Raw genomic sequence first — 19,056 nt, 5'->3', positions numbered from 1 at the left:
AAAACATCAACTCTGAATACTGCGCGAAAAATAGAAACGTCCGAGCAACGGCCCGGGCATGTTCTACATTCGTGTTGGAACAGCCTTAGAGAGTGACCCATTCCCCTCCGGACTGGTGAGAGCGCACAGAGGCGTCAATGAATCGGACACCGTCTGCGCCTTGTTCGACACTGGGATAGGCAAGCCAATCGGCCGGGACGGTAACGCCATCCCGACGCGCGGCTACGGCCATGGCAAATTCCGTATAGAGGTTGGCCCAGGCTTCGATAATCCCTTCAGGGAAGCCGCGCGCGGTACGGATCAGACGTTCTGCGCCGCGGCCGATGCCATGCCCGTGACCTCGGCTGATGATACGATCCGGCTCACCGAACCGATTGAACTTCAGCTGCTCCGAGTTCTCCAGGTCCCACTCGAGGCCTCCTTCGTTCCCGAATATGCGCAGGCGCAACCCACCCCGGTTTCCGGGGGCAAGTCGTGTTGCCATCAAGGTTCCTGGGACTTCATTTTGGTAACGGGTGAATATGAACACCGTGTCTTCCAAAGGCTTTGGTGCGCCGCAGACATGAAACTCGGCCCGCAGGTCGGTCAAGGGCAGGCCCGAGACAAAACTGGCCAGATGCGCGGCATGGGTGCCGATATCGCCGACACAACTGGTCGGGCCAGAAATCTTTGGGTCCAGCCGCCACTTTACATGAGGCGCATCGGCTACATCTTCGGGCGTCATCCAGTCTTGCATAAATTCAACATGTATTTGGTTGATTTTTCCGATAGCTCCGTCGGCCACGATTTGCCTAGCTTGCCGGATCACTGGAAAGCACGACATCGCATATCCGACGGCAAAGACCTGTCCCGTGCGCGCGGTAATCTCCTCAAGCCCCTCGGCTTCGGCGACTTCGTTGGTCAGGGGCTTGTCGCACAACACGTCAATGCCCGCATCCAGAAACGCTTTGGCCGCTTCGAAATGAACGTGGTTCGGGGTAGTGATCATTACGGCATCTACGCCATCCGGGCGCGCCGCCTCTGCCTGTGCCATCTCGTCGAATGACGCATAGCACCTGTCTGCTGGCAGATACCACTCGGCCCCACGTGCCTTGCTGCGCGCAGCGTCAGAACTGAGCGCGCCTGCGGCGACCTCCCACCGGTCGGTCATCCGCGCGGCCGTTGCTTGCGTGACTGAAATACGTCCACCTCCAACAACGCCCAGCCGCAAACGGCGAGACAACCGGGGGAAAGGGCCGTCGAAGTTCAGGTCTTGGGGTAAAAGTCTTTCAGCCATTCTGAATCTCCATTTCCGGGACCCGTACGCCTTCCGGCAGCATTTCCACTGCCATGAAAATGCTGGGGGTAATCGTCTCGTACTGATGCCAGGGATAGTTGCATTCGGCGTCATACATCGGTTTGTGCGTCGTGCCAGGGGCCATGAATTCTTCGAGGTAAAGGGTTTCAACATCCCGCTCACGGCATTGCTGCATTTTGCCAAAGCCTACGATTTGCGTATGCACTTCGCGAAACCCCGGTACCGGGCAGAACGGATGATCCTTGTGCAATCCGACATTCAATGGGACCGAACCGGAATGGTACATGGTCAGTCCAACGTTACCCACGAAGACCTTTGGCGACATGTAGTGGCTGACACCGCGCAGACGCTCCTCTTGGCGAACATCAAAAGCAGATGGCCATGTATCTTTCACCCATGCGAACAACTCGTTCTCATCGGCATGAGCGTCAAAACCGTGGACAATTACTGCGCGTTCCACACCTTTGAGTGAGCTATCTTGCACGATAACAGACGAAAGCGGTGCAACGGCCTGATCCTCGAGCGAGATATCCAGCCGCCCAAGGTTAAGGACGATAGCGCGACCCTCGACAGATATTCTGTCTTCATCACTGATGTGCTGGACGCGAAAGAATGGCTGAGCAAAGTCGAGTGTCTCAATCGGCATGAACCAATTCCTTTCTCTCGTCGTTAAGGAAATCGACCGGCAAAGGCGTCGGCGCTTCGCACCGGCTTTCTATTGTCTGATAGGCGCCAAATTTCGGCGCCCGTTCGATCGCGTCCATAACCTCGAAAACGTGGTATGCAAGCGCTCCACTTGCACGGGGTTGGCGTCCTTCTTGTGCCGCCAGAGCCAGATCCAAAAGGCCGAGCCCGCGACTGTCTTCATTGAATCCATGTTTGTTTTCGACCACCTGCCAGTCCTCGCGACCAGTTGGACGGGGCTGATGAGACCAGCGCGAGGTGTCCCGTGTCTTCAACCAGACATCCCCCTGAAAGATATTGGCACCATGAACCGGGTCAGGGTCAGGGATGCTGATGGTGCCGTTTTCACCGTAGATCTCGAACCGCGGAGTTTCGCTGTCCCAGACGTCGAAGCTCATGGTCATCGACCCTATAGCTCCGGAAGAGAACTGCAGCAGGCTTAGGGAGTGCGTGTCGACCTCGACATCTATCCATTCACCGTTGCGAGGGCCGTTTTCGATCATCCTTTTGTCGAAAGTACGCCGAGCCATTCCGGCGACCCGGTCTACGGGACCAAGACAGAAAATCATGGCGGTCAGGTAGTATGGCCCAAGGTCCAGCAAGGGCCCGCCACCGGCCTGGTAGTAGAAATCCGGGTTGGGATGGTGGCGCTCCGTCCCGTGGGTCCCGACATGGGCAAAAACCCCTGTCGGTTTGCCAATGGCACCCTCGTCGATCAAGCGCCGAACGGTCTGCCAGCGACCGCCCAGAAACGTGTCGGGTGCGCAACCGACCAGTAACCCCTTTTCAGAGGCCATGTGCAGGATCGCCTTACCATCTGTTCGATTCATAACCAGCGGCTTTTCGGAATAGACGTGCTTGCCCGCCTCCAACGCGCGCAGGCTGATTTCGGCATGCGCCGCCGGAATTGTCAGATTCAGAACGCAGTCAATCGTCGGATCGTCAAACACTTCATCTGGCGTGCAGGCCTTGGCGACACCGTATTGATCCGCTTTGGCGCGGCTTTCCGAAGGATCAAGGCATGTACAAGCCACGACCTCGACGCTCGAAAAATTGGATAGTGTCTTTAGATAAATATCGCTGATACGACCACAGCCAATAAGGCCGACCCGGAAGGATTTCGATGTCTCACGTGTCATCATTCCTGTCTTCGTAGAGGGGTAAGTAATTCGGGGGCATCGGCCCTTTGTTCCGACCGCCCTGCCCCATTTGCTCCCAAGCGTGGGCGAGTATTCCGACCGAGCGGGACAGGCAGAACAGCCCTCGTGACAAGGGCGCAGGAAAGCCAAGTTCGCAGAAGATCACAGCTGTCGCGCCGTCGATATTCATGGCAATTGGCCGACCGCCGCGTTGACGACCGAGTTCGGCTTGAACCTCTTCTCCGATATCGGCAAACTGGCCAGATACTGCGCCTACTGCCGTCGCATCACGAACAAGTTTCATCAATCGTGGTGCGCGTGGGTCGACAGGCTTGTGAAACCTGTGACCAAAGCCCGATACGATCTTGCCGTAGGTCTCGCGCCAACTGTCCAAGCCATCCCGAACAGCGTCATTCAGCGAAGCTCCCGCATCCATGCGGACTGCGATATCATAGTACAGCTCTGCACACTGCTCTCCTGCCCCGCCGTGCACGTCGCCCAGCATGTTCACCGCAGTCGCCATCGCATTATTGAGACCTACCCCGCAGGTGGCGGCCATACGCGCAGCCGCGATTGAGGGAGCCTGTGGGCCGTGATCCACGCCTGCGACCAAAGCAGCTTCGAACAAGCGCGCTTGTGCGTCGCTGGGCAGATCACCCCGCACCATCAGCCAGATCATCTGCGGGAAAGATACGTTCCCGATCAGGTCCTCTATGGCGTTGCCACGAAAAGCGATCTGACCGGGCTTCATGTCGATGATGGAGGTACGCCACCATTGGCGGATAGCTTGCTCGTCGTTTGTCATACCGTTGCACCTCTAAACTCGCGCATGCGCTGCTGACGAAGTGAATCGAAAACGTTTTGAAGACGACTGATTGAGGCGGTGCAGCCGGTGAAGATTTCAAAAGACGCTGCAGCCTGATGAACTGCCATTCCAGCACCATTCATCACTTTTAACCCAGTTGTGCGGGCGCTGCTCAGAAGATGTGTCTCGAGCGGGAAATATACTATATCTGCCACCCAAGCATCCGGCCGCAACAATGATGGATCAATTACCGACCCGGGGTACTTATCCATCCCGAGCGGTGTTGCATTGACCACTCCGTCCACAAATTTGACCCGTTCCAACGAAATCGAGGGGGAACCCTGAAGCTTCGCACAAGGGCGCAAGACCTTTAGTCGACTGACCAGCGCCTGCGCTCGGTGGAAGTCAGGATCGATGATCTCCAGATCTCGAACACCTGAATCAAGCAAAGCCAAAGAGACTGCACTGCCCGCGCCACCAGCACCAAACATGAGAACCGTTTCAGTCTTCGATGATCCCAAAAAATCTCCGAAGGCACTGTGGAAACCTATGTAATCGGTGTTATGGCCAACCATTCGGTCGTCACAAAAAACCACCGCGTTGACAGCTTGAAGCTCCTCAGCAGTCTTGGAAAGCTCATCGAGATGATCAATGACCGACGCTTTGTAGGGGTGTGTCACGTTGACCGCCGCACAGCCTAATTCAACGGAATAATGTAGTAAATCAGCGACCGACATTCCACGAAATGGCTCTTTTGCCGTGTCGATCCTACCGTAGCTCAGATCGATACCCTGCGCCCGGCCCTCCGCCTCGTGCATCTCAGGCGTCATGGAGCCAGAAATCCCTTGTCCGATTAGTGCGGCCTTCATATTAGGTTGTTCCTTCCGCCTCGTGGTGTCGCGTTTGCGCCGCTAATCGAAACGCAGCGTTACGCGCGCCATAGCCGGCGTAAGCAGTTCGGCGCTCTACAATTTCAAAGAAAAAGCCGTTAAAAATGGGGCGACTGTAGATCTGAAAGTACTCGGCACCCGCCGCCTGATCGTAGAGTATGTTATCCCTGCGCATTTGGGCGATCAGGTCTTCACTTAACCCGAATGTCGCTTGCAGATCAGCGTAGTAGTTTTCTGGGATGGACAGGCTGGGAAAACCGGACTTCCGCAATTGGGCTGAGGTTTCAAATATGTCGTCCGACTGGAAGGCGATGTGCTGAACACCGGCACCAAAACCGCCTTCAAGGAATGAAGCCGCCAGTGTTCGACGCCCAACTGCACCATTCAGGTTTAAACGCACTTCGCCTTCGGGGCTTTCGATGGCTTGGCTTTGCACAACACCCAACGGGTCGGCAACGTTCACGATCGGGGATTTTGCCATCTCAAAAGTCGAGATGTAATAGAGCAGCCAGCTTTGCATCTCATCGTTACGCATCGTCTGTGCCAGATGGTCGATGCGGCGCAGACCGGCGGGCTGGATCGCTTTGGTCTTGGCGACTGGCTCGAACTCGATATCCCACACCCGATGCAGATCGGATTTCTCATCGATGAAATGGACAACATTGCCACCAACGCCCCGAATGGCCGGGATATCCAGTTCCCCTGTTCCCACCGGCTGTGAGAAATTCGGCGCGCCCAACGCGTTGGCGCGCTGAACCGTCTGATCCGCATCTTTGACACGCAACCCCATATCACAAACGGAAGGGCCGTGACCCAGGAAGGCCGAATGGGCAAAACCTTCCTTTTCGGTATTCACAACGATGTTGATCGCGCCTTGCCGCCACAGCTCGACGGACTTGGCGACGTGTTTTCGCTCCATTCGAAAACACATTGCTGACAGCATATCTGCCAGCTGCGCGCCGCTTGTTTCGTCGGCTGTAAATTCGACGAACTCAAAGCCTGACGCGTAAACGCGTTCCGGCAGGTTCGGGATGCCGAAATCGGTTCCCGGCTCGGTCCGCGACACCTCGTCCAGCAGATTGACCAGCGATCTGTAGCTGTCTCGGGCCAGTGTTCGACCACCCGGTTGCGGGGCCGCTTCGTTGACGCGCGCGATGGACCACGGCCCCTTGTAACCGGCGCGGGACAGCACCCGCACGAAGCCCGCAAGGTTCAGCGATCCCAGACCGGGCAAAAGCCCGAAGTGCCGCTTGAGCCTGCGGATATCCATCTCAAGCCGGGGTGCATCGGACAGTTGCACATGGAACAACCGCTCTCCGGGAATGTCTCGAAGGCGGGCGGGTTTAGACCCGTCAGCGAGCGAGAAGAATGAGTTCAAAACCAACCCCAGATGAGGGCTGTCGACAGCTTCAACGACGCCTAACGCCTGTTCATCCGAGTGAATAAGATCTGACCACGGCAAGCCCATATAGGCCAGACGCAATCCCATCTCTTTCGCGATCTGGGCCGCTTCGCCAAGATCTGCGACTACCTGTTCTTCGGTCGCAGCGGCATCGACCTCGAAGGCAGACCCGATAAGCAGTAATTCCGTTCCCAACTCGCTCATCAGGTCGAGTTTACGCTTCAGCCGATCAAAGGCGCGCTCCCGTCCGGCGTCGGCCTGGCCTTCAAGGTTATGGAAGGGTTGTAGCAGGCAAATCTTCAGGCCGAGATCTGATGCAATTTCGCGGACTTGCGATGGCGACCCGTCAAAAGCGGTCAAATCCGGTTCGTGTAGTTCGACGCCCCCGAATCCCGCGTCAGCGATAGCACTCAGTTTTTCGGCCAGATCACCGGGGATCGACGTTGTCGAAACCGAGAGGCACATTATCCTTGATATCCAAACATACGCGGCAACCACAGGACCAGATCCGGCATCAGCATCATGATCACCAAGGCGAAGATGAGAACCGCGAGGAAGGCCCAGATTTCTGAGATGATTTCACGCAGCGGAATGTCCGTCACGGCGTTGATCACAAACAGTAGAATGCCATAGGGCGGCGTGATCAGACCGATCATCGAGTTCACGACGACCAACACCCCGAAATGTACCAGATCAATCCCGAGCGCTTCGCAGGTCGGGATGAACAGAGGCACGATCACCAAGATAATCGTCGTTGCGTCCAATACGCATCCCAGCGCGAGGATCAGCAGGTTGACGAGGATCAGAAACACAATCGGGCTGACATCCGAACCCTCCAGCAAGGCCGAGATCGACTGTGGAATCTGTTCCTGAATGACGATGAAGTTCAGAATGAAGGCGCCACCAATGACAACCCCGACGGCCGCGGAAGAGCGCGCGCTGTCGACAAACACTTGATACAGGCCACGGAAGGTCAGTGCGCGATAGAACAACGCTGCCAGTAGCAGGGCGTAGAATGCAGCCACGGCTGCAGCCTCGGTCGGAGTGGTGACACCGCCATATATGCCGTACAGCAAGATGGCGGGCATCAGCAGTGCCGGAAACGCGTTGGCGGTTTTAGCCGGCAATTCTCGCAGTGGAACAGGATCTTCCAATGCAAAGTTCCGCTTTCCGGCCAGATAGTAGTTCATCGCCATGAGGACGACGCCCATGATTAGGCCCGGCAGAATACCGGCCAGGAACAGCGACCCGATAGAGGCCTTGGAAACGAGCGCGTACAACACCATCGGGATCGAGGGCGGAATGATCGGGCCAATTGTCGCCGACGCCGCCGTGATTGCGGCTGCGTAACCTCGGCTGTAGCGGCCATCCTTGGTCATCATCTCAATGATGATCTTGCCGATCCCCGCAGCATCCGCGACGGCCGAACCGGACATACCCGAAAAGATCAGAGACGCGACTACGTTTACGTGCCCGAGGCCGCCCTTGAAACGACCGACAGCAGCGACGCAGAAGTTCAACAGACGGTCCGTGATCGACCCAGCGTTCATGATATTCGCAGCGACGATGAACAAAGGCACGGCAAGCAGGATCGTGCTTTTGTAGAAGCCTTGCAGGATCTTTTCGCCTGCGAGAGCGACGTCTAGTCCGGCCGTGCCCAAGTACACTAATGAGGCCAAGAGGATGGAATAGCCGATAGGTGTCCCGATGCCTGCCAGAAGAAAGAGAGCGAGCAGGCAGGAAAGAAGTTCAAAACTCATTTGTCAGCGTCCTCGTCGTCTTCCACATCGACACGGGGATGGTCGTCGACCACGTTGTACCCAACGACCATTTCAAGTTCGGTTTTTGGCGGCCCATTGCGCAGGATGTCAAAGAACAGCCACCCGTAGCGCGCCGCCACAACAAGCATGAAAACGGCATAAATCGAGAACACGGTCCGCAGCGGTATCTTCTCGCCCGAGAACGGATTGCGGACAGTCGATGTCTTGCGGATTTTCATCCAGTCAATGTAGTCCCACGTCGGCAGGAAACTGTAGAGCATCCCGACCACGATCGCTGCGGCGGCCAGCATCGCAAAGACCTGCCGCACGCGCATCGGCACCGAAAGGTAGATGATGTCGAACTTCACGTGATCACGTTCACGCACTATGAAAGCGCAACTGAAGAAGATCACCCAGACCCAAAGAATGCCGATGAGTTCAAGCGTCCATCCGGCGGGGGTGAAGAAGTAGCGTAAAAGTATTTGCAGCAGGAAGATCAGGAAGATTGCCGCCAGCATCCCGCCGGCAATCGCTTCGGTCAGTCGGGAGAACCCCTTGATGAAGGCTTTCATTGGGGTTCTCCCTCCCTTCGCTACTCAGATTTAGTTGCCCAGAGTGTTGATCTGCTCGAGCACGCCTTCCGGCCAAGCGCCCGCAAATTCGCTGTCCAGGTACATCGATTGTACCTGATCGCGGAACGCGGCGAGGTCGGGTTCGTAGATTTCCATGCCCTGTTCTTTGAGGAAACTGACCAGATCTTCTTCTTTTTGCAGCTGCTTCTGGCGACCCGATTCAGCGGCTGCGTCAGCAGCTTCCTGGACCTTGGCTTGCTGTTCGGGGGTCAGCCCATCCCAAACCTGTTTGCCAATGGCGATATAGTTCAAATCAACCAAGTGCGATGTCAGTACGATCTGATTAGTCACTTCGTAGAATTTGGCATCAACCACGGTCGGCAATGGGTTGTCCTGACCGTCAACGGCACCGGTCGACAGAGCTGTGTAAACCTCTGAGAACGCCATTGGTGTCGGGGCGGCACCCAGCGCTTTACCAAGGAACTGCCACGCATCTGTGCCCGGCATCCGCAGGTTCACACCCTCCAGATCAGCCGGAGTGCTGACGGTCAGTTCGTCCTTGGGTTGGCGCAGGTTCACCTGACGACGCCCCAGATACATGACCGACAGCAGTTTGACGCCCAGTTCTTCTTCGGCCTTCTGCTTAAAGGCATCCATCAAGGGATCGTTGAAGACAGCCACCTGATGCGCGGCGTCCTGGTGGACATAGCCTGCGGTAAAGATCGAAAACTCGGGGAAGAACTGGGCCAGTTCCTGCGCCGAAGTGATCGACATTTCCAGGTTGCCTCGGCTGAGGGCGTCCAACTCGGTGCCCTGAGCGAAGATTGTACCGTTATAGCTGGGTTCATAGCTGGCGAAATCGGCAACCATGGGCGCAAAAACTTCGGCCATAGCGACCGAACGCTGATCGGTCTCCGATCCTGATGTTGCGAGGCGTAGTTGTACTTTGCCTTCCGCCAGCGCCCCACTTGTTGCGCTAAACAGTACACCGGTTGCGACCAGGGCTGATACAGCAGCCCGTCGGGTAAATTTGGTAATCACTTTGCTCCTCCCTGAGACATCATGATGCTTCCTTTTTGACGATTCCGAGTTTTGACCTATTTTGATCATTTTGCAAGATTTTTTGAAAAATATCTGATATTTTATATTGCCGCCGCCTCCGTTTTCGAATTTTGTTGAAGACTTTCTATCCGGACGGTCTCTCCAGTTCGGCAGGAATTTTGAATAGCTTCAATGACTTGAAGTGTTCTCAGGCCTTCCCACCCAGACACAATTGGTTCCGCGTCGTGCCGAGCCACGTCAACGAAGTGCCTGAGTTGATTGACCAATGGGTCCGAGGCACCCTTCTTTAGCGCCGTTGACGAGATTGGTGTCCACCAGTCCCTCTGCTCATCCTGGTAGCCCCAAAGTCGAAGATCGGGGACAGATAGCGACCCATGAGAGCCACCAATCATGTAACTACTCTCAGTGGTCGATGGATAGATTGGGTATTCCTGAGACGTCATCTCCCAGCTCCACGGAGCAACGATGCTGTCGGACACGCTTATTGTCCCAATCGCTCCCCCTTCGAACGTCAACAATGCCCCGGCAACGTCTTCATTGTCATAACCGCGCTTCGATGCAGCTGACTGCGCCTGTACGGTCACAACCTCGCCGGCCAGATACCGCAGCAGATCAACATCGTGGACAAGATTGACCGAGATGGGCCCCGCACCGGGTTTCTTGCGCCACGGCGCGGCCTCAAAATACGTGTCGGGTTTGTAAAACCAGCAGTTTGCGTGGACCGCGCGAACATCTCCGATCTTCCCTTTTACAATGGCTTCCTTAGCTGACTTAATCAGAGGGTTGTGCCGACGATGATGTCCGACCATGAGCGGCACATTGGCCTTCTCCGCTTCTTGGACAAGCTCAAGTGCTGCGGCAGCTTCCACGGCGATCGGTTTTTCGACCAGTACGGCACACCCATGTCGAACACACGTAAGGCCTTGTTCCACATGAAGCGTCGTCGGGGTCGCGAGCACAGCACCGTCCGGCGTCTGACTTGCGAGCATTTCCTTAAGGGTTTCGAAGTGTGCCACCCCGTGCTCAACGGCATACGCACGGCCTTCGTCGCTGGGATCTACAACTGCAACAAGATCGACATGACGCAACGCTCGGATAGCGTCTGCATGACGGCGTCCTACAAGGCCAATGCCAACAATGGCTATGCGAAAGTTCATTGACACTTTGCTTCCTTCCGGAGGGTCCGGAAAAATCCCGAAACCGAAAATTGCGACCGGGCTGCATTGCCCAACTTGGCCACGACCGTATTGGCGTTTTGCCGATTCCACAATAATGTATGGTATTTTTATTTTTACCATACATCGGTTTGGATTGCTGACGTCTGCGAAAAATGCTAAATGAACGAAGAAACTAAGAATATCGGGTGAAACGCATGGCGAAACAGCCGTCTACGATTGGTGCAAGCACCTACCAGCGCATCAAGCGGGATATCATTTTCGGAGAGTTGCAGCCCGGCTCCAAACTGAAGCTGGACGCCTTGAAGGAACGCTACTCGGCAAGTCTTTCGACACTTCGTGAAACCCTGAACAGGCTTGCCAGCGACGGATTTGTCGAAGCGCCCGAGCAACGGGGATTCCTGGTTACGCCGGTCTCCCGCGAGGATCTGACCGAGATATCAGAGCTGCGAGTCCTGTTGGAATGCCACGCGCTGGAGCTGTCCATTGCGAACGGCGACACGGATTGGGAAGGGAATCTCGTCGCCGCACACCACAAGCTTCATCTTATGGAACAGCAGCTTCTCAAGGGTGACGAGTCCGAGAAAGAAACATGGAAGCGGTATGATTGGGAGTTCCATCAAGCGATGATCGCTGCCTGCAATTCCCAAAACCTTCTGTCCCTGCACTCGATCATCTACGACAAATATCTGCGGTATCAGATGCTCGTACTGACCTATCGTGGCGAAGATGCGGTTAAGGAGCACAAGGGAATGTTCGACGCCGCATTGACCAGGGACGCGGGCACGGCCAAGAAGCTGTTGGAGGATCACATCCGAAACGGCCTCGCCCACACCTTAGAGGCAATGTAGATCATTCCCCCTTGCTGCAATTACGGCGACTTCAATTTAGGGCAAATCGGTGAAATCCAATTTCATTAGATCGAGTTCGCCAAGCAGTGTACCGTTACGAAAATTGACCCATTTGCTTACCCCTCGAAGGTCACGACCCCCTTATTTTACAGAAGGTTAATGTGTGGAGTTTGTGTCCATGACAGACCTCCGCTACCTCCCGCCATTTTTCATAAAAGCTTGAGAGTAGTGCGGCCATGTAGGCAACTAATTCGACAATTATGCGATCATCCACCTTGGGGAAAACGGTAGCCCCTGAATCCAACGCTCGTAGTGCCGCAAATGCTTCGCATGGGATTTCTGCGAGGTCAGAATCGAGATGCGAGGTCAATTTCTTGACGATATTCTCACTCGGGCCTTTCCGGTTTCTAATTGTCTTTCTCGTCTTCCACTCTTCGGTGGGTACGGTCAGCCTGAAACACTCACTTACCAAACTGCCCTAATTGGACCCTTAGGCGCTGGCGTCAGACAGCCTTCCTCCCCGCGAATACGAGCCAGGGCGATCATGACCTTCTCTTCCGCCGAACACTTTTAACAGGACTTCCTTTTGATGCCTCTGACCAACTGATCAGCAGCATCCCACGGTGCTCCAGATCTCTTGTTCATCTTCGCTCTATAGTGGCTTCGATGAACCGGAGACCCTCCGTTGCTCAAACCCCAAAATCTGTCCAGTCGGTGCCGAAGTCAGACAATCCGCAGCACGTGCCACCCCAATTCGTGTTGGCGACCAGCTACAGGCGGGATTCAACGGCTTTGTGTCGCCACAGTGAAAGTTTTGTAAACACCCCTGCGCACCGAGGGCCTACCCATTGGCGCATATCGTCGCTATACGCTGTGCCAACACGCTATCCATATGAGGCCATTCATGAGCTTTGACCGCAGCATCAAGATCGCCCCGTCGATCCTGTCCGCAGATTTTGCCAATTTCGGTGCCGAGATTCAGGCCATAGAAGCCCAGGGGGCGGATTGGGTACATATCGACGTCATGGACGGCCATTTTGTGCCCAACCTGACCTTTGGCCCGCCCGCCGTCAAAGCGTTCCGCCCCCATGTCAAAACGGTCATGGACGTGCATCTGATGATCACGCCAGTTGATCCCTACATTCAGGCCTACGCGGATGCCGGTGCCGATATCCTGACGGCACATGTCGAGGCCGGGGCCCATACCCACCGTACTTTGCAGGCGATTCGCGCCGCTGGCATGAAGGCGGGCGTTGCGTTGAACCCCGGCACCCCGGCCGACGCGGTTGAACACCTGCTGGACCTGACCGATCTGGTTTGCGTCATGACAGTGAACCCCGGTTTTGGCGGCCAGAAATTCATCGACATGACCAGCAAGATTCGCAAACTGCGGTCGATGATCGGAAACCGTCCGATCCATATCGAGATTGACGGTGGCGTCGACCCCAAGACCGCCCCGTTGGTGGCCGCAGCTGGTGCGGATGTGCTGGTCGCAGGTTCAGCCGTATTCAAGGGCGGTTCGGTCGATAACCCGGACGTCTACGGCGCAAACATCAAAGCGGTGCGTAGCGCAGCGGAATCGGCGACGTCGTAAATATCACCGAATTCGAAGTGACGCGCTAGTTCGAACGTTGCGCGTCACTTGTCGCATCCGGTTGGCCGTTTTTGTGCCGAGCACGCATCTTGATCGCTTGCATGAACCGCCCCTCGGCCACCAAAGCGGCCAGAAAGTCGCTAAGGTAATCCTGGTGCAGGCCTGCGGCGGTGGCAGAATCGAACATGCTTTCTGCTGCATCGAACCTGCCTTCGGCCAGCAGCACCAGCGCATTCGTATACTGCTCAAACTCTCCATCGGGATAGAGACCAAGCGCCTGATCAATGGCATCACGCGCCTCGTCCGTGTGGCCCGGACCTAACGCAATATCCGCATGCAGGCGGTTGTCAAAGCGGTCGACACCCTCAAGCGCGACACTGCGTCGAATGTGGAAAAGAGCGGCTTCATACTCGAGGTCGTCCGCCAACAGGTTGGCCCACCAATAAAGCAGATAGCTGCCCGGTCCCACCCGGCTTTCCGCCAACTCCAACACCTCATGCGCCTGTGATCTTTGGCCTAAGTCTGATAGCGCCCGCGCCTTTCGCACGTAGCCGTCCGAGTCACCAGGTTCGGCCTCAATCACCGCTTCTGCATCTTTCAATGCTTGTTTGGGCCGGTCCAGCATCAGCAGGATAAGGGACCGGCGCGATAGTGCGGTCACGAAATCCGGCTTCAGTTCCAATGCCCGGCTTACATGGTCAAACGCGGCTTCCCAATCGTTCTGCTCGGACAACAGAAAGGCGACTCCGTATTCCGCATATGGATCATATGGATCCAGTTCGCTGGTGGTTCTGAACAGGCTCAGCGCTTCGTTCTGCCGGTTATGATCCACCAATTTCCAGACCAGTTCCCGCATCGCCCAAGTGTATTCCGGGTTCAGAGCCAGAGCGGTTTGCATCATCTCTTCGAAATCGGCAAAATCCATCTCTCCGGCCCGGCGCGCGCTGGCGGCCAGACCGGCCATGTTGCTTGCATTGGGCTTGCGCGATACGGCTTGCCTAAACATTGCGGTCGCAGCCGCACAATCATCGCGATTGTAATACACCCACGCCAGCCCCTGCAGCCCAAGCTCGGCATCGGGATTCAAGGTCAATATTTCGGCAAACGCGTCATCGGCCTGACCAATATCATCGAGATCATAGTAGGCCCATGCAAGCTTATCCAACATCTCAATACGCTGCCGATCAGACGCGCCGACATTACCCAGCCCGTGCTGGCAGATTTCGATGATACGCTCTGGCGTGTCACTCTGATCCAGGCAGGTGGAAACATAGGTTTCCTGAGAGTTCGTAAGCAGTGGCTTGGCCTGCCCTACGCCAGCAACCGCGATCATTGCTGTCAGGGGAAACCCGGTGAATTTGGTTTACGATTTGATCATGTTTCCGAAAATCTGAATATCTGCCGCCAGAATACTGACAATTGTGAAAAGAAAAAGCAATGTCTGCAGAGCGTGTTGGCATAATCGATCCAGACTTCAGAAACACGGGATTTGAATAGCGTCGCTGCTTAATCTACTTTGCTTTCATGCCGCTTTTGGAAGCCCCCGTCGGTCGCCGTCCGCAAAACGAGGCGACGTTGAGACACACCGATCTCCTCGGTGGGTTTGATTATCTTCGTGCTGACTACACCAAACAGACATTTCCCAAACATTCTCACGAGGAATACTTGGTGGGAGTCATCGAGAGCGGTGTGCATGATGTCTGGTGCAAAGGTGAATGGTGGCATGCTTCGAAGGATGTAGTGGCCACATTTTCGCCCGATGAAGCACATCATGGTGGCCTTGGGGACGCCGATGCTTGGCGCCAAACCATTTTCTATTTTCCGCAGGACATTGTGCGTGAGGCGATGGATAGTGCGGACAGCACCTACTCCTTTCATCAACCCTTCAAACACTCACCTGAGATTGCCACCCGGCTGATCAACTTACGATCACTTCTGCAAACCAATTCCGACCGCCTCCTTCTGGAGCAGGAGGTGCTGCAAGCGGTCGGGCAGGTCTTCGAAACCTTGTCCGATGCAGAGGGCGAGGAACGGAGTGTCGGAGGAAAGGAACTGGGAGAAGTGCGCGACTACATCCATGATAACATCCAGGGAAGTTTTGACATTTCTACCCTTGCAGACCTGTCTGGCTTCACGAAACGGCAGTTCATGTCCCGGTTCCAGAAACAGTTCCACATGGCTCCCTATCAATATGTGATGCTGGCGCGGGTGCGCCGCGCAAGGGAAATGCTGCAAAAGGGGGCCAACATCACCGACGCATCATTCGAAGCTGGGTTTTCTGATCAAAGCCACCTGACTCGCAATTTCCGAGCCATTTATGGCGTTACGCCCGCGAGATATATTCAGCAAGGGACGTAATATCGTTCTATATTCGCGCCCTTCACCTCCCTAAGTCTGGTGCAAGACGAATGGAGAAGACAATGAAACACAGCTTTCTGGATGATTATAGCGAAGGGGCGCATCCGCAAATTCTGGCAGCACTGGCAGAAACCAATATGGTTCAGCAGACGGCCTACGGCGACGACGTGTATTCAAGGGCAGCCCGGGACATGCTTCGTCAGCATATGGGAGAGGCCGCCCCGGATATCTGGTTTGTTGCCAGTGGGACCCTTGCTAATATCCTTGCCATCTCCAGCGCGCTCAGACCGCATGAGGCGGTGATTGCCCCGGCATCCGGGCACATCGTCGTGCGGGAAACCGGTGCGATTGAGGCGACTGGGCACAAGATCATCACGGTCCCACCCGAAAAAGGTAAGCTGACCCCAGACAGTATCAAAGCGGCATTGGAGGCAAATGCTCATTTCCCGCACATGGCTAAACCACGCCTCGTCTATATCTCCAATGCCACCGAGGTCGGCACGCTTTACTCCAAACCCGAGCTTGAGGCTATTTCGGCACTGTGTCGCGAGCGTGGCCTGCTGTTGTTGCTTGATGGTGCCCGGCTGGGAGCGGCCTTGTCTGCTGACAAGAATGACCTGACCTTGGAAGATATCGCCGAACTCACCGACATATTCTGGGTAGGTGGAACGAAGGTTGGCGCGTTGCTGGGAGAAGCCATCGTCATTCCTAACCCGAAGCTGCGCGATGATTTCGCCTTCCATATCAAACAGCGCGGTGCCCTGTTGGCCAAGGGTCGCATCTTGGGCCTCCAATTCCGCGAGCTGTTCCGCGATGGACTCTACTTCGACCTCGCACACCACGCCAACGCTATGGCCGCGCGCTTGTCAGCTGGAATCGCCGAGGCTGGATACGAATTCGTCGCGGAAACAGAAACCAACCAGTTGTTTCCAATCTTTCCGAACGACCTGATCGCGCATCTGAAAAAGAGTTTCGATTTCTATGTCTGGGAACCTCACAATGTCCATAGTTCAGTGACACGATTGGTCACCTCTTGGGCCACCAAAGAAGAACAGGTGGATGCGTTCCTTGCCGAGATACGCAACCCTGTCTCGGTGCCAGTGTAAGATGGAGACGTAGGCGAAACTTCTGATTCCATTTGCACGACAGAGGTGCCACTGTCGCCCTGAACCTTTGGCAGCTTCAGCAGGTTGTCCAGGGCCCGCTCTGGCTTCGTGCTGTTTCTTACGAAATACCAATCCACATAGCCGTCCAGATACTTCTTGGCGGGCCCTTTGAAAGGGCGTAAGAAGTCTTTCAGACGTGAGTGTAGGGCATTCACATTCTGGATGTGAAAGCTCTGTCCGATCTTACGGGAACCGGGTTTCGTGCCGAGCACGAAGTGAGAGACACCAGAGGCTTGTGCAAACCTTGCATAGGCACCCAACCCATCGGAACACAAAGCCGCATCCCGGCGAATAATCGGCGACAGGCATTGATAGATCGTCCGATCGCGCCTATCAGGCAGTCGCTCGGCGTAGCGATTTCCAGCCCGATCCATTGCGGTGAGCACCGGCAGCCGCCATTTGCTGAGGCCGCGCTTCATCAACGCGCCCGTGAGCTTGTATTCATACCAGCGCAGGCGCGGTGGCTTGGGATAGTTCGCTGGGTCTCTATGGTGGAGCACCCATTCCCGGCTGCCTTTGCGACTTTCACGCACAAAGGTCTCATCAACCTCAACAATACCCGAGAGGGGCTCGATACGTTGCGACAACGAACGCAAGATAATTTGGCGCCAGCGCCATACGGTATCTTTGTTGATACCCAGACGTTCGGCCAGTTGGCGGACCGAGCCCGGGATTGTTGAGGCAAACATGTCCTGGAGCACTCGGTAGAACAGATCGAGCCGTCGAATGTGGCCGATTGAGCTACCAGTCCTACCGTTGAAAGTCTTGCCGCACTGATTGCACCGATAGCGCTGAGTCCCGGAGCGTGTGCGCCCCCATTTCTGCTTTTCCGTTGCTTGGCAATGAGGACAGCAGGCCATTCTGGCCGTTTGGTCGATCCCAGTCAGGGCGGCGTTCTGGGCAGTCATGTCCTGAATTGACCGCATCAGGGCATCCACTTGATCCGGTGTGAGCCCCTGTAGTCGTTTCAGTAGGTTTTCGAATGATTTCTGTTTCATTTCGCCTCTGTTCCTTGTGTTCAGAGGCGATATTGGCCTTTTCCTTCAAATCGGAACCAACCAACACGCTATGCAGACATTGCTAAAGAAAAAGACCACCCCGGGTGACGCGGCCAAATAATTCGCCTGCGTGCCGGAAGAAACCACGCCGCAGATCTTTCTGAGATTTTACGGAAGGGCTGTGGGGTTGGCGGTGGCTGTTTTGTTGTAGGTAGCAACAGCTTCTACAATCCACGCCGAGGCCACTCAACGCCGGGATGAAAAAGCCCGTTCGCGTTTGGACGGAAGAAAGCAAAAACAAGCAATCGAGGCAGCACGAATGCGTGATAGATCCACGCGCTTTCAGATCACGTTTGTTTCCTGTGTATTAAATTTCTCTGAAACGCACTCAAACGGTTTCCGTTTGCCATACTGGTGGATTGTGACCATGAACGACCGTATCCGACACCAAAAAACGAGAACACCCCCATGATTGAACGCATCGACACCGGCGAACGGTCCTCCAAAATTGTGAAACACAACGGCCTAGCCTACCTGACCGGGCAAGTCGCCGAGGGCGAGACAATTCAGGAACAAGTCCGGATTTGCCTCGAGAAGATTGACGCCCTTCTCGAACAGGCTGGCTCATCGCGCGAAAAGATGCTGCGCGTGACGATCTGGCTGGCGGACATGAAGGATTTTGCCGGATTGAACGAGGTCTGGAATGCCTGGGTTCCAAAGGGCCATGCCCCTGCGCGGGCTTGCGGCGAAGCCAAATTGGCTCGCGCCGAGCTGAAGGTAGAATTCATCGTCGACGCGGCCTACGATTAATTCCTTTCCGCACAACGCGTGCTGACCATAGCAGGAATGCAAACAAAAAAAGGGCGTCCCGAGGGACGCCCTTTCTTTAGTTCAACCGATTGGGTGGCAGAGCCGCCTTACTCGACGATTTTCGATACAACGCCGGCGCCGACAGTGCGGCCGCCTTCGCGGATGGCGAAACGCAGGCCGTTTTCCATCGCGATCGGTGCGATCAATTCAACCTCGAACGACACGTTGTCGCCGGGCATAACCATCTCGGTGCCAGCTGCCAGGGTCACGGTGCCGGTCACGTCAGTTGTACGGAAGTAAAACTGAGGACGGTAGTTCGCGAAGAACGGGGTGTGACGACCGCCTTCTTCCTTGGTCAGGATATAGGCTTCGGCTTCGAACTTGGTGTTCGGTGTAACCGAACCCGGCTTACACAGAACCTGACCACTCTCAACGCCTTCACGCTCGATCCCGCGCAGCAGCGCGCCCCTGTTTTCGCCCGCTTCGCCGCGCT

The 19,056-nt window shown here is 55.6% G+C and carries 16 protein-coding genes and 2 pseudogenes; 5 read left to right on the top strand and 13 right to left on the bottom strand.

Going from position 1 to position 19,056, the window contains the following annotated elements; all coding sequences use genetic code 11:
• Positions 1–85: 85 nt before the first annotated feature.
• The 10 genes from DHN12_RS09285 to DHN12_RS09240 form a co-directional block, all read right to left on the bottom strand.
• Positions 86–1,276, bottom strand: a complete 1,191-nt coding sequence (locus DHN12_RS09285) for a Gfo/Idh/MocA family protein (RefSeq protein ID WP_108859951.1) — start codon at positions 1,274–1,276, stop codon at positions 86–88.
• Positions 1,269–1,943, bottom strand: a complete 675-nt coding sequence (locus DHN12_RS09280) for a hypothetical protein (protein ID WP_108859950.1) — start codon at positions 1,941–1,943, stop codon at positions 1,269–1,271. Before DHN12_RS09280 ends, DHN12_RS09285 begins: the two co-directional genes overlap by 8 nt.
• The gene (locus DHN12_RS09275) at positions 1,933–3,120 is read right to left on the bottom strand and encodes a Gfo/Idh/MocA family protein (protein WP_234416602.1); all 1,188 of its coding nucleotides are present in this window, start codon (positions 3,118–3,120) and stop codon (positions 1,933–1,935) included. The genes DHN12_RS09280 and DHN12_RS09275 overlap by 11 nt, the downstream gene beginning before the upstream one ends.
• The gene (locus DHN12_RS09270; protein ID WP_108859948.1) at positions 3,110–3,925 is read right to left on the bottom strand and encodes a citryl-CoA lyase; all 816 of its coding nucleotides are present in this window, start codon (positions 3,923–3,925) and stop codon (positions 3,110–3,112) included. The genes DHN12_RS09275 and DHN12_RS09270 overlap by 11 nt, the downstream gene beginning before the upstream one ends.
• Positions 3,922–4,794 carry a shikimate dehydrogenase gene (locus DHN12_RS09265; protein ID WP_108859947.1) on the bottom strand — a complete coding sequence of 291 codons (873 nt, stop codon included), beginning with the start codon at positions 4,792–4,794 and terminating at the stop codon, positions 3,922–3,924. Before DHN12_RS09265 ends, DHN12_RS09270 begins: the two co-directional genes overlap by 4 nt.
• 1 nt (position 4,795) lies before the next feature.
• On the bottom strand, positions 4,796–6,682 hold the full coding sequence (locus tag DHN12_RS09260) for a bifunctional sugar phosphate isomerase/epimerase/4-hydroxyphenylpyruvate dioxygenase family protein (RefSeq protein ID WP_108859946.1): 1,887 nt from the start codon (positions 6,680–6,682) through the stop codon (positions 4,796–4,798).
• On the bottom strand, positions 6,682–7,977 hold the full coding sequence (locus DHN12_RS09255; protein WP_108859945.1) for a TRAP transporter large permease: 1,296 nt from the start codon (positions 7,975–7,977) through the stop codon (positions 6,682–6,684). The genes DHN12_RS09260 and DHN12_RS09255 overlap by 1 nt, the downstream gene beginning before the upstream one ends.
• A complete protein-coding gene (locus DHN12_RS09250) occupies positions 7,974–8,549 on the bottom strand; it encodes a TRAP transporter small permease (protein WP_108859944.1) in 576 nt (191 codons plus the stop codon). The genes DHN12_RS09255 and DHN12_RS09250 overlap by 4 nt, the downstream gene beginning before the upstream one ends.
• A 30-nt stretch (positions 8,550–8,579) precedes the next feature.
• Positions 8,580–9,590: a sialic acid TRAP transporter substrate-binding protein SiaP gene (locus DHN12_RS09245; protein ID WP_108859943.1), complete on the bottom strand. Its 1,011-nt coding sequence runs from the start codon at positions 9,588–9,590 to the stop codon at positions 8,580–8,582.
• A gap of 101 nt (positions 9,591–9,691) precedes the next feature.
• Positions 9,692–10,768 (bottom strand): Gfo/Idh/MocA family protein, encoded by a 1,077-nt coding sequence (locus tag DHN12_RS09240; RefSeq protein WP_234416601.1) that lies wholly within the window; start codon positions 10,766–10,768, stop codon positions 9,692–9,694.
• A 215-nt stretch (positions 10,769–10,983) separates the two neighbouring features.
• Between DHN12_RS09240 and DHN12_RS09235 the strand changes: the two genes are divergently transcribed.
• Together DHN12_RS09235 and rpe are read left to right on the top strand one after the other, a co-directional pair.
• Complete coding sequence (locus DHN12_RS09235; protein WP_108859942.1) at positions 10,984–11,637, top strand: GntR family transcriptional regulator; 654 nt, start codon at positions 10,984–10,986, stop codon at positions 11,635–11,637.
• Positions 11,638–12,541: 904 nt separating this feature from the next.
• Positions 12,542–13,231, top strand: coding sequence for a ribulose-phosphate 3-epimerase (gene rpe, locus DHN12_RS09230; RefSeq protein ID WP_108859941.1), 690 nt, complete (start codon positions 12,542–12,544; stop codon positions 13,229–13,231).
• A gap of 25 nt (positions 13,232–13,256) precedes the next feature.
• Here the strand turns inward: rpe and DHN12_RS09225 are convergent, their stop codons facing one another.
• The gene (locus DHN12_RS09225; RefSeq protein ID WP_108859940.1) at positions 13,257–14,564 is read right to left on the bottom strand and encodes a lipopolysaccharide assembly protein LapB; all 1,308 of its coding nucleotides are present in this window, start codon (positions 14,562–14,564) and stop codon (positions 13,257–13,259) included.
• Positions 14,565–14,755: 191 nt separating this feature from the next.
• Here DHN12_RS09225 and DHN12_RS09220 point away from each other — a divergent pair, with 191 nt between their 5' ends.
• Both DHN12_RS09220 and DHN12_RS09215 read left to right on the top strand, forming a co-directional pair.
• Positions 14,756–15,589 carry an AraC family transcriptional regulator gene (locus tag DHN12_RS09220; RefSeq protein ID WP_108859939.1) on the top strand — a complete coding sequence of 278 codons (834 nt, stop codon included), beginning with the start codon at positions 14,756–14,758 and terminating at the stop codon, positions 15,587–15,589.
• A 62-nt stretch (positions 15,590–15,651) separates the two neighbouring features.
• On the top strand, positions 15,652–16,695 hold the full coding sequence (locus tag DHN12_RS09215; protein ID WP_108859938.1) for a low specificity L-threonine aldolase: 1,044 nt from the start codon (positions 15,652–15,654) through the stop codon (positions 16,693–16,695).
• Positions 16,696–16,772: 77 nt separating this feature from the next.
• On the opposite strand, the pseudogene DHN12_RS09210 reads toward DHN12_RS09215, so the two are convergent.
• Positions 16,773–17,753 (bottom strand): annotated as a pseudogene (locus tag DHN12_RS09210) (IS1595 family transposase); the annotation flags it as partial.
• Between the two features lie 468 nt (positions 17,754–18,221).
• Here DHN12_RS09210 and DHN12_RS09205 point away from each other — a divergent pair.
• Complete coding sequence (locus DHN12_RS09205; RefSeq protein WP_108859937.1) at positions 18,222–18,563, top strand: RidA family protein; 342 nt, start codon at positions 18,222–18,224, stop codon at positions 18,561–18,563.
• Between the two features lie 107 nt (positions 18,564–18,670).
• On the opposite strand, the pseudogene tuf reads toward DHN12_RS09205, so the two are convergent.
• Positions 18,671–19,056, bottom strand: a pseudogene (gene tuf / locus DHN12_RS09200) (elongation factor Tu); the annotation flags it as partial.

This window comes from Ruegeria sp. Alg231-54 (genome assembly GCF_900143525.1).
In the GTDB taxonomy this organism is placed as follows: domain Bacteria; phylum Pseudomonadota; class Alphaproteobacteria; order Rhodobacterales; family Rhodobacteraceae; genus Ruegeria.
This window is presented reverse-complemented; position numbering and strand designations above follow the sequence as displayed.

Excerpts from the sequence above, each read along its gene's own strand:
- DHN12_RS09270 (WP_108859948.1), bottom strand. The coding sequence starts at position 3,925 with ATGACAAACGACGAGCAAGCTATCCGCCAATGGTGGCGTACCTCCATC.
- DHN12_RS09250 (WP_108859944.1), bottom strand. The coding sequence starts at position 8,549 with ATGAAAGCCTTCATCAAGGGGTTCTCCCGACTGACCGAAGCGATTGCC.
- DHN12_RS09225 (WP_108859940.1), bottom strand. The coding sequence starts at position 14,564 with ATGATCGCGGTTGCTGGCGTAGGGCAGGCCAAGCCACTGCTTACGAAC.
- DHN12_RS09255 (WP_108859945.1), bottom strand. The coding sequence starts at position 7,977 with ATGAGTTTTGAACTTCTTTCCTGCCTGCTCGCTCTCTTTCTTCTGGCA.
- DHN12_RS09285 (WP_108859951.1), bottom strand. The coding sequence starts at position 1,276 with ATGGCTGAAAGACTTTTACCCCAAGACCTGAACTTCGACGGCCCTTTC.
- DHN12_RS09220 (WP_108859939.1), top strand. The coding sequence starts at position 14,756 with ATGCCGCTTTTGGAAGCCCCCGTCGGTCGCCGTCCGCAAAACGAGGCG.
- rpe (WP_108859941.1), top strand. The coding sequence starts at position 12,542 with ATGAGCTTTGACCGCAGCATCAAGATCGCCCCGTCGATCCTGTCCGCA.
- DHN12_RS09215 (WP_108859938.1), top strand. The coding sequence starts at position 15,652 with ATGAAACACAGCTTTCTGGATGATTATAGCGAAGGGGCGCATCCGCAA.
- DHN12_RS09205 (WP_108859937.1), top strand. The coding sequence starts at position 18,222 with ATGATTGAACGCATCGACACCGGCGAACGGTCCTCCAAAATTGTGAAA.
- DHN12_RS09235 (WP_108859942.1), top strand. The coding sequence starts at position 10,984 with ATGGCGAAACAGCCGTCTACGATTGGTGCAAGCACCTACCAGCGCATC.
- DHN12_RS09275 (WP_234416602.1), bottom strand. The coding sequence starts at position 3,120 with ATGACACGTGAGACATCGAAATCCTTCCGGGTCGGCCTTATTGGCTGT.
- DHN12_RS09265 (WP_108859947.1), bottom strand. The coding sequence starts at position 4,794 with ATGAAGGCCGCACTAATCGGACAAGGGATTTCTGGCTCCATGACGCCT.
- DHN12_RS09240 (WP_234416601.1), bottom strand. The coding sequence starts at position 10,768 with ATGAACTTTCGCATAGCCATTGTTGGCATTGGCCTTGTAGGACGCCGT.
- DHN12_RS09260 (WP_108859946.1), bottom strand. The coding sequence starts at position 6,682 with ATGTGCCTCTCGGTTTCGACAACGTCGATCCCCGGTGATCTGGCCGAA.
- DHN12_RS09280 (WP_108859950.1), bottom strand. The coding sequence starts at position 1,943 with ATGCCGATTGAGACACTCGACTTTGCTCAGCCATTCTTTCGCGTCCAG.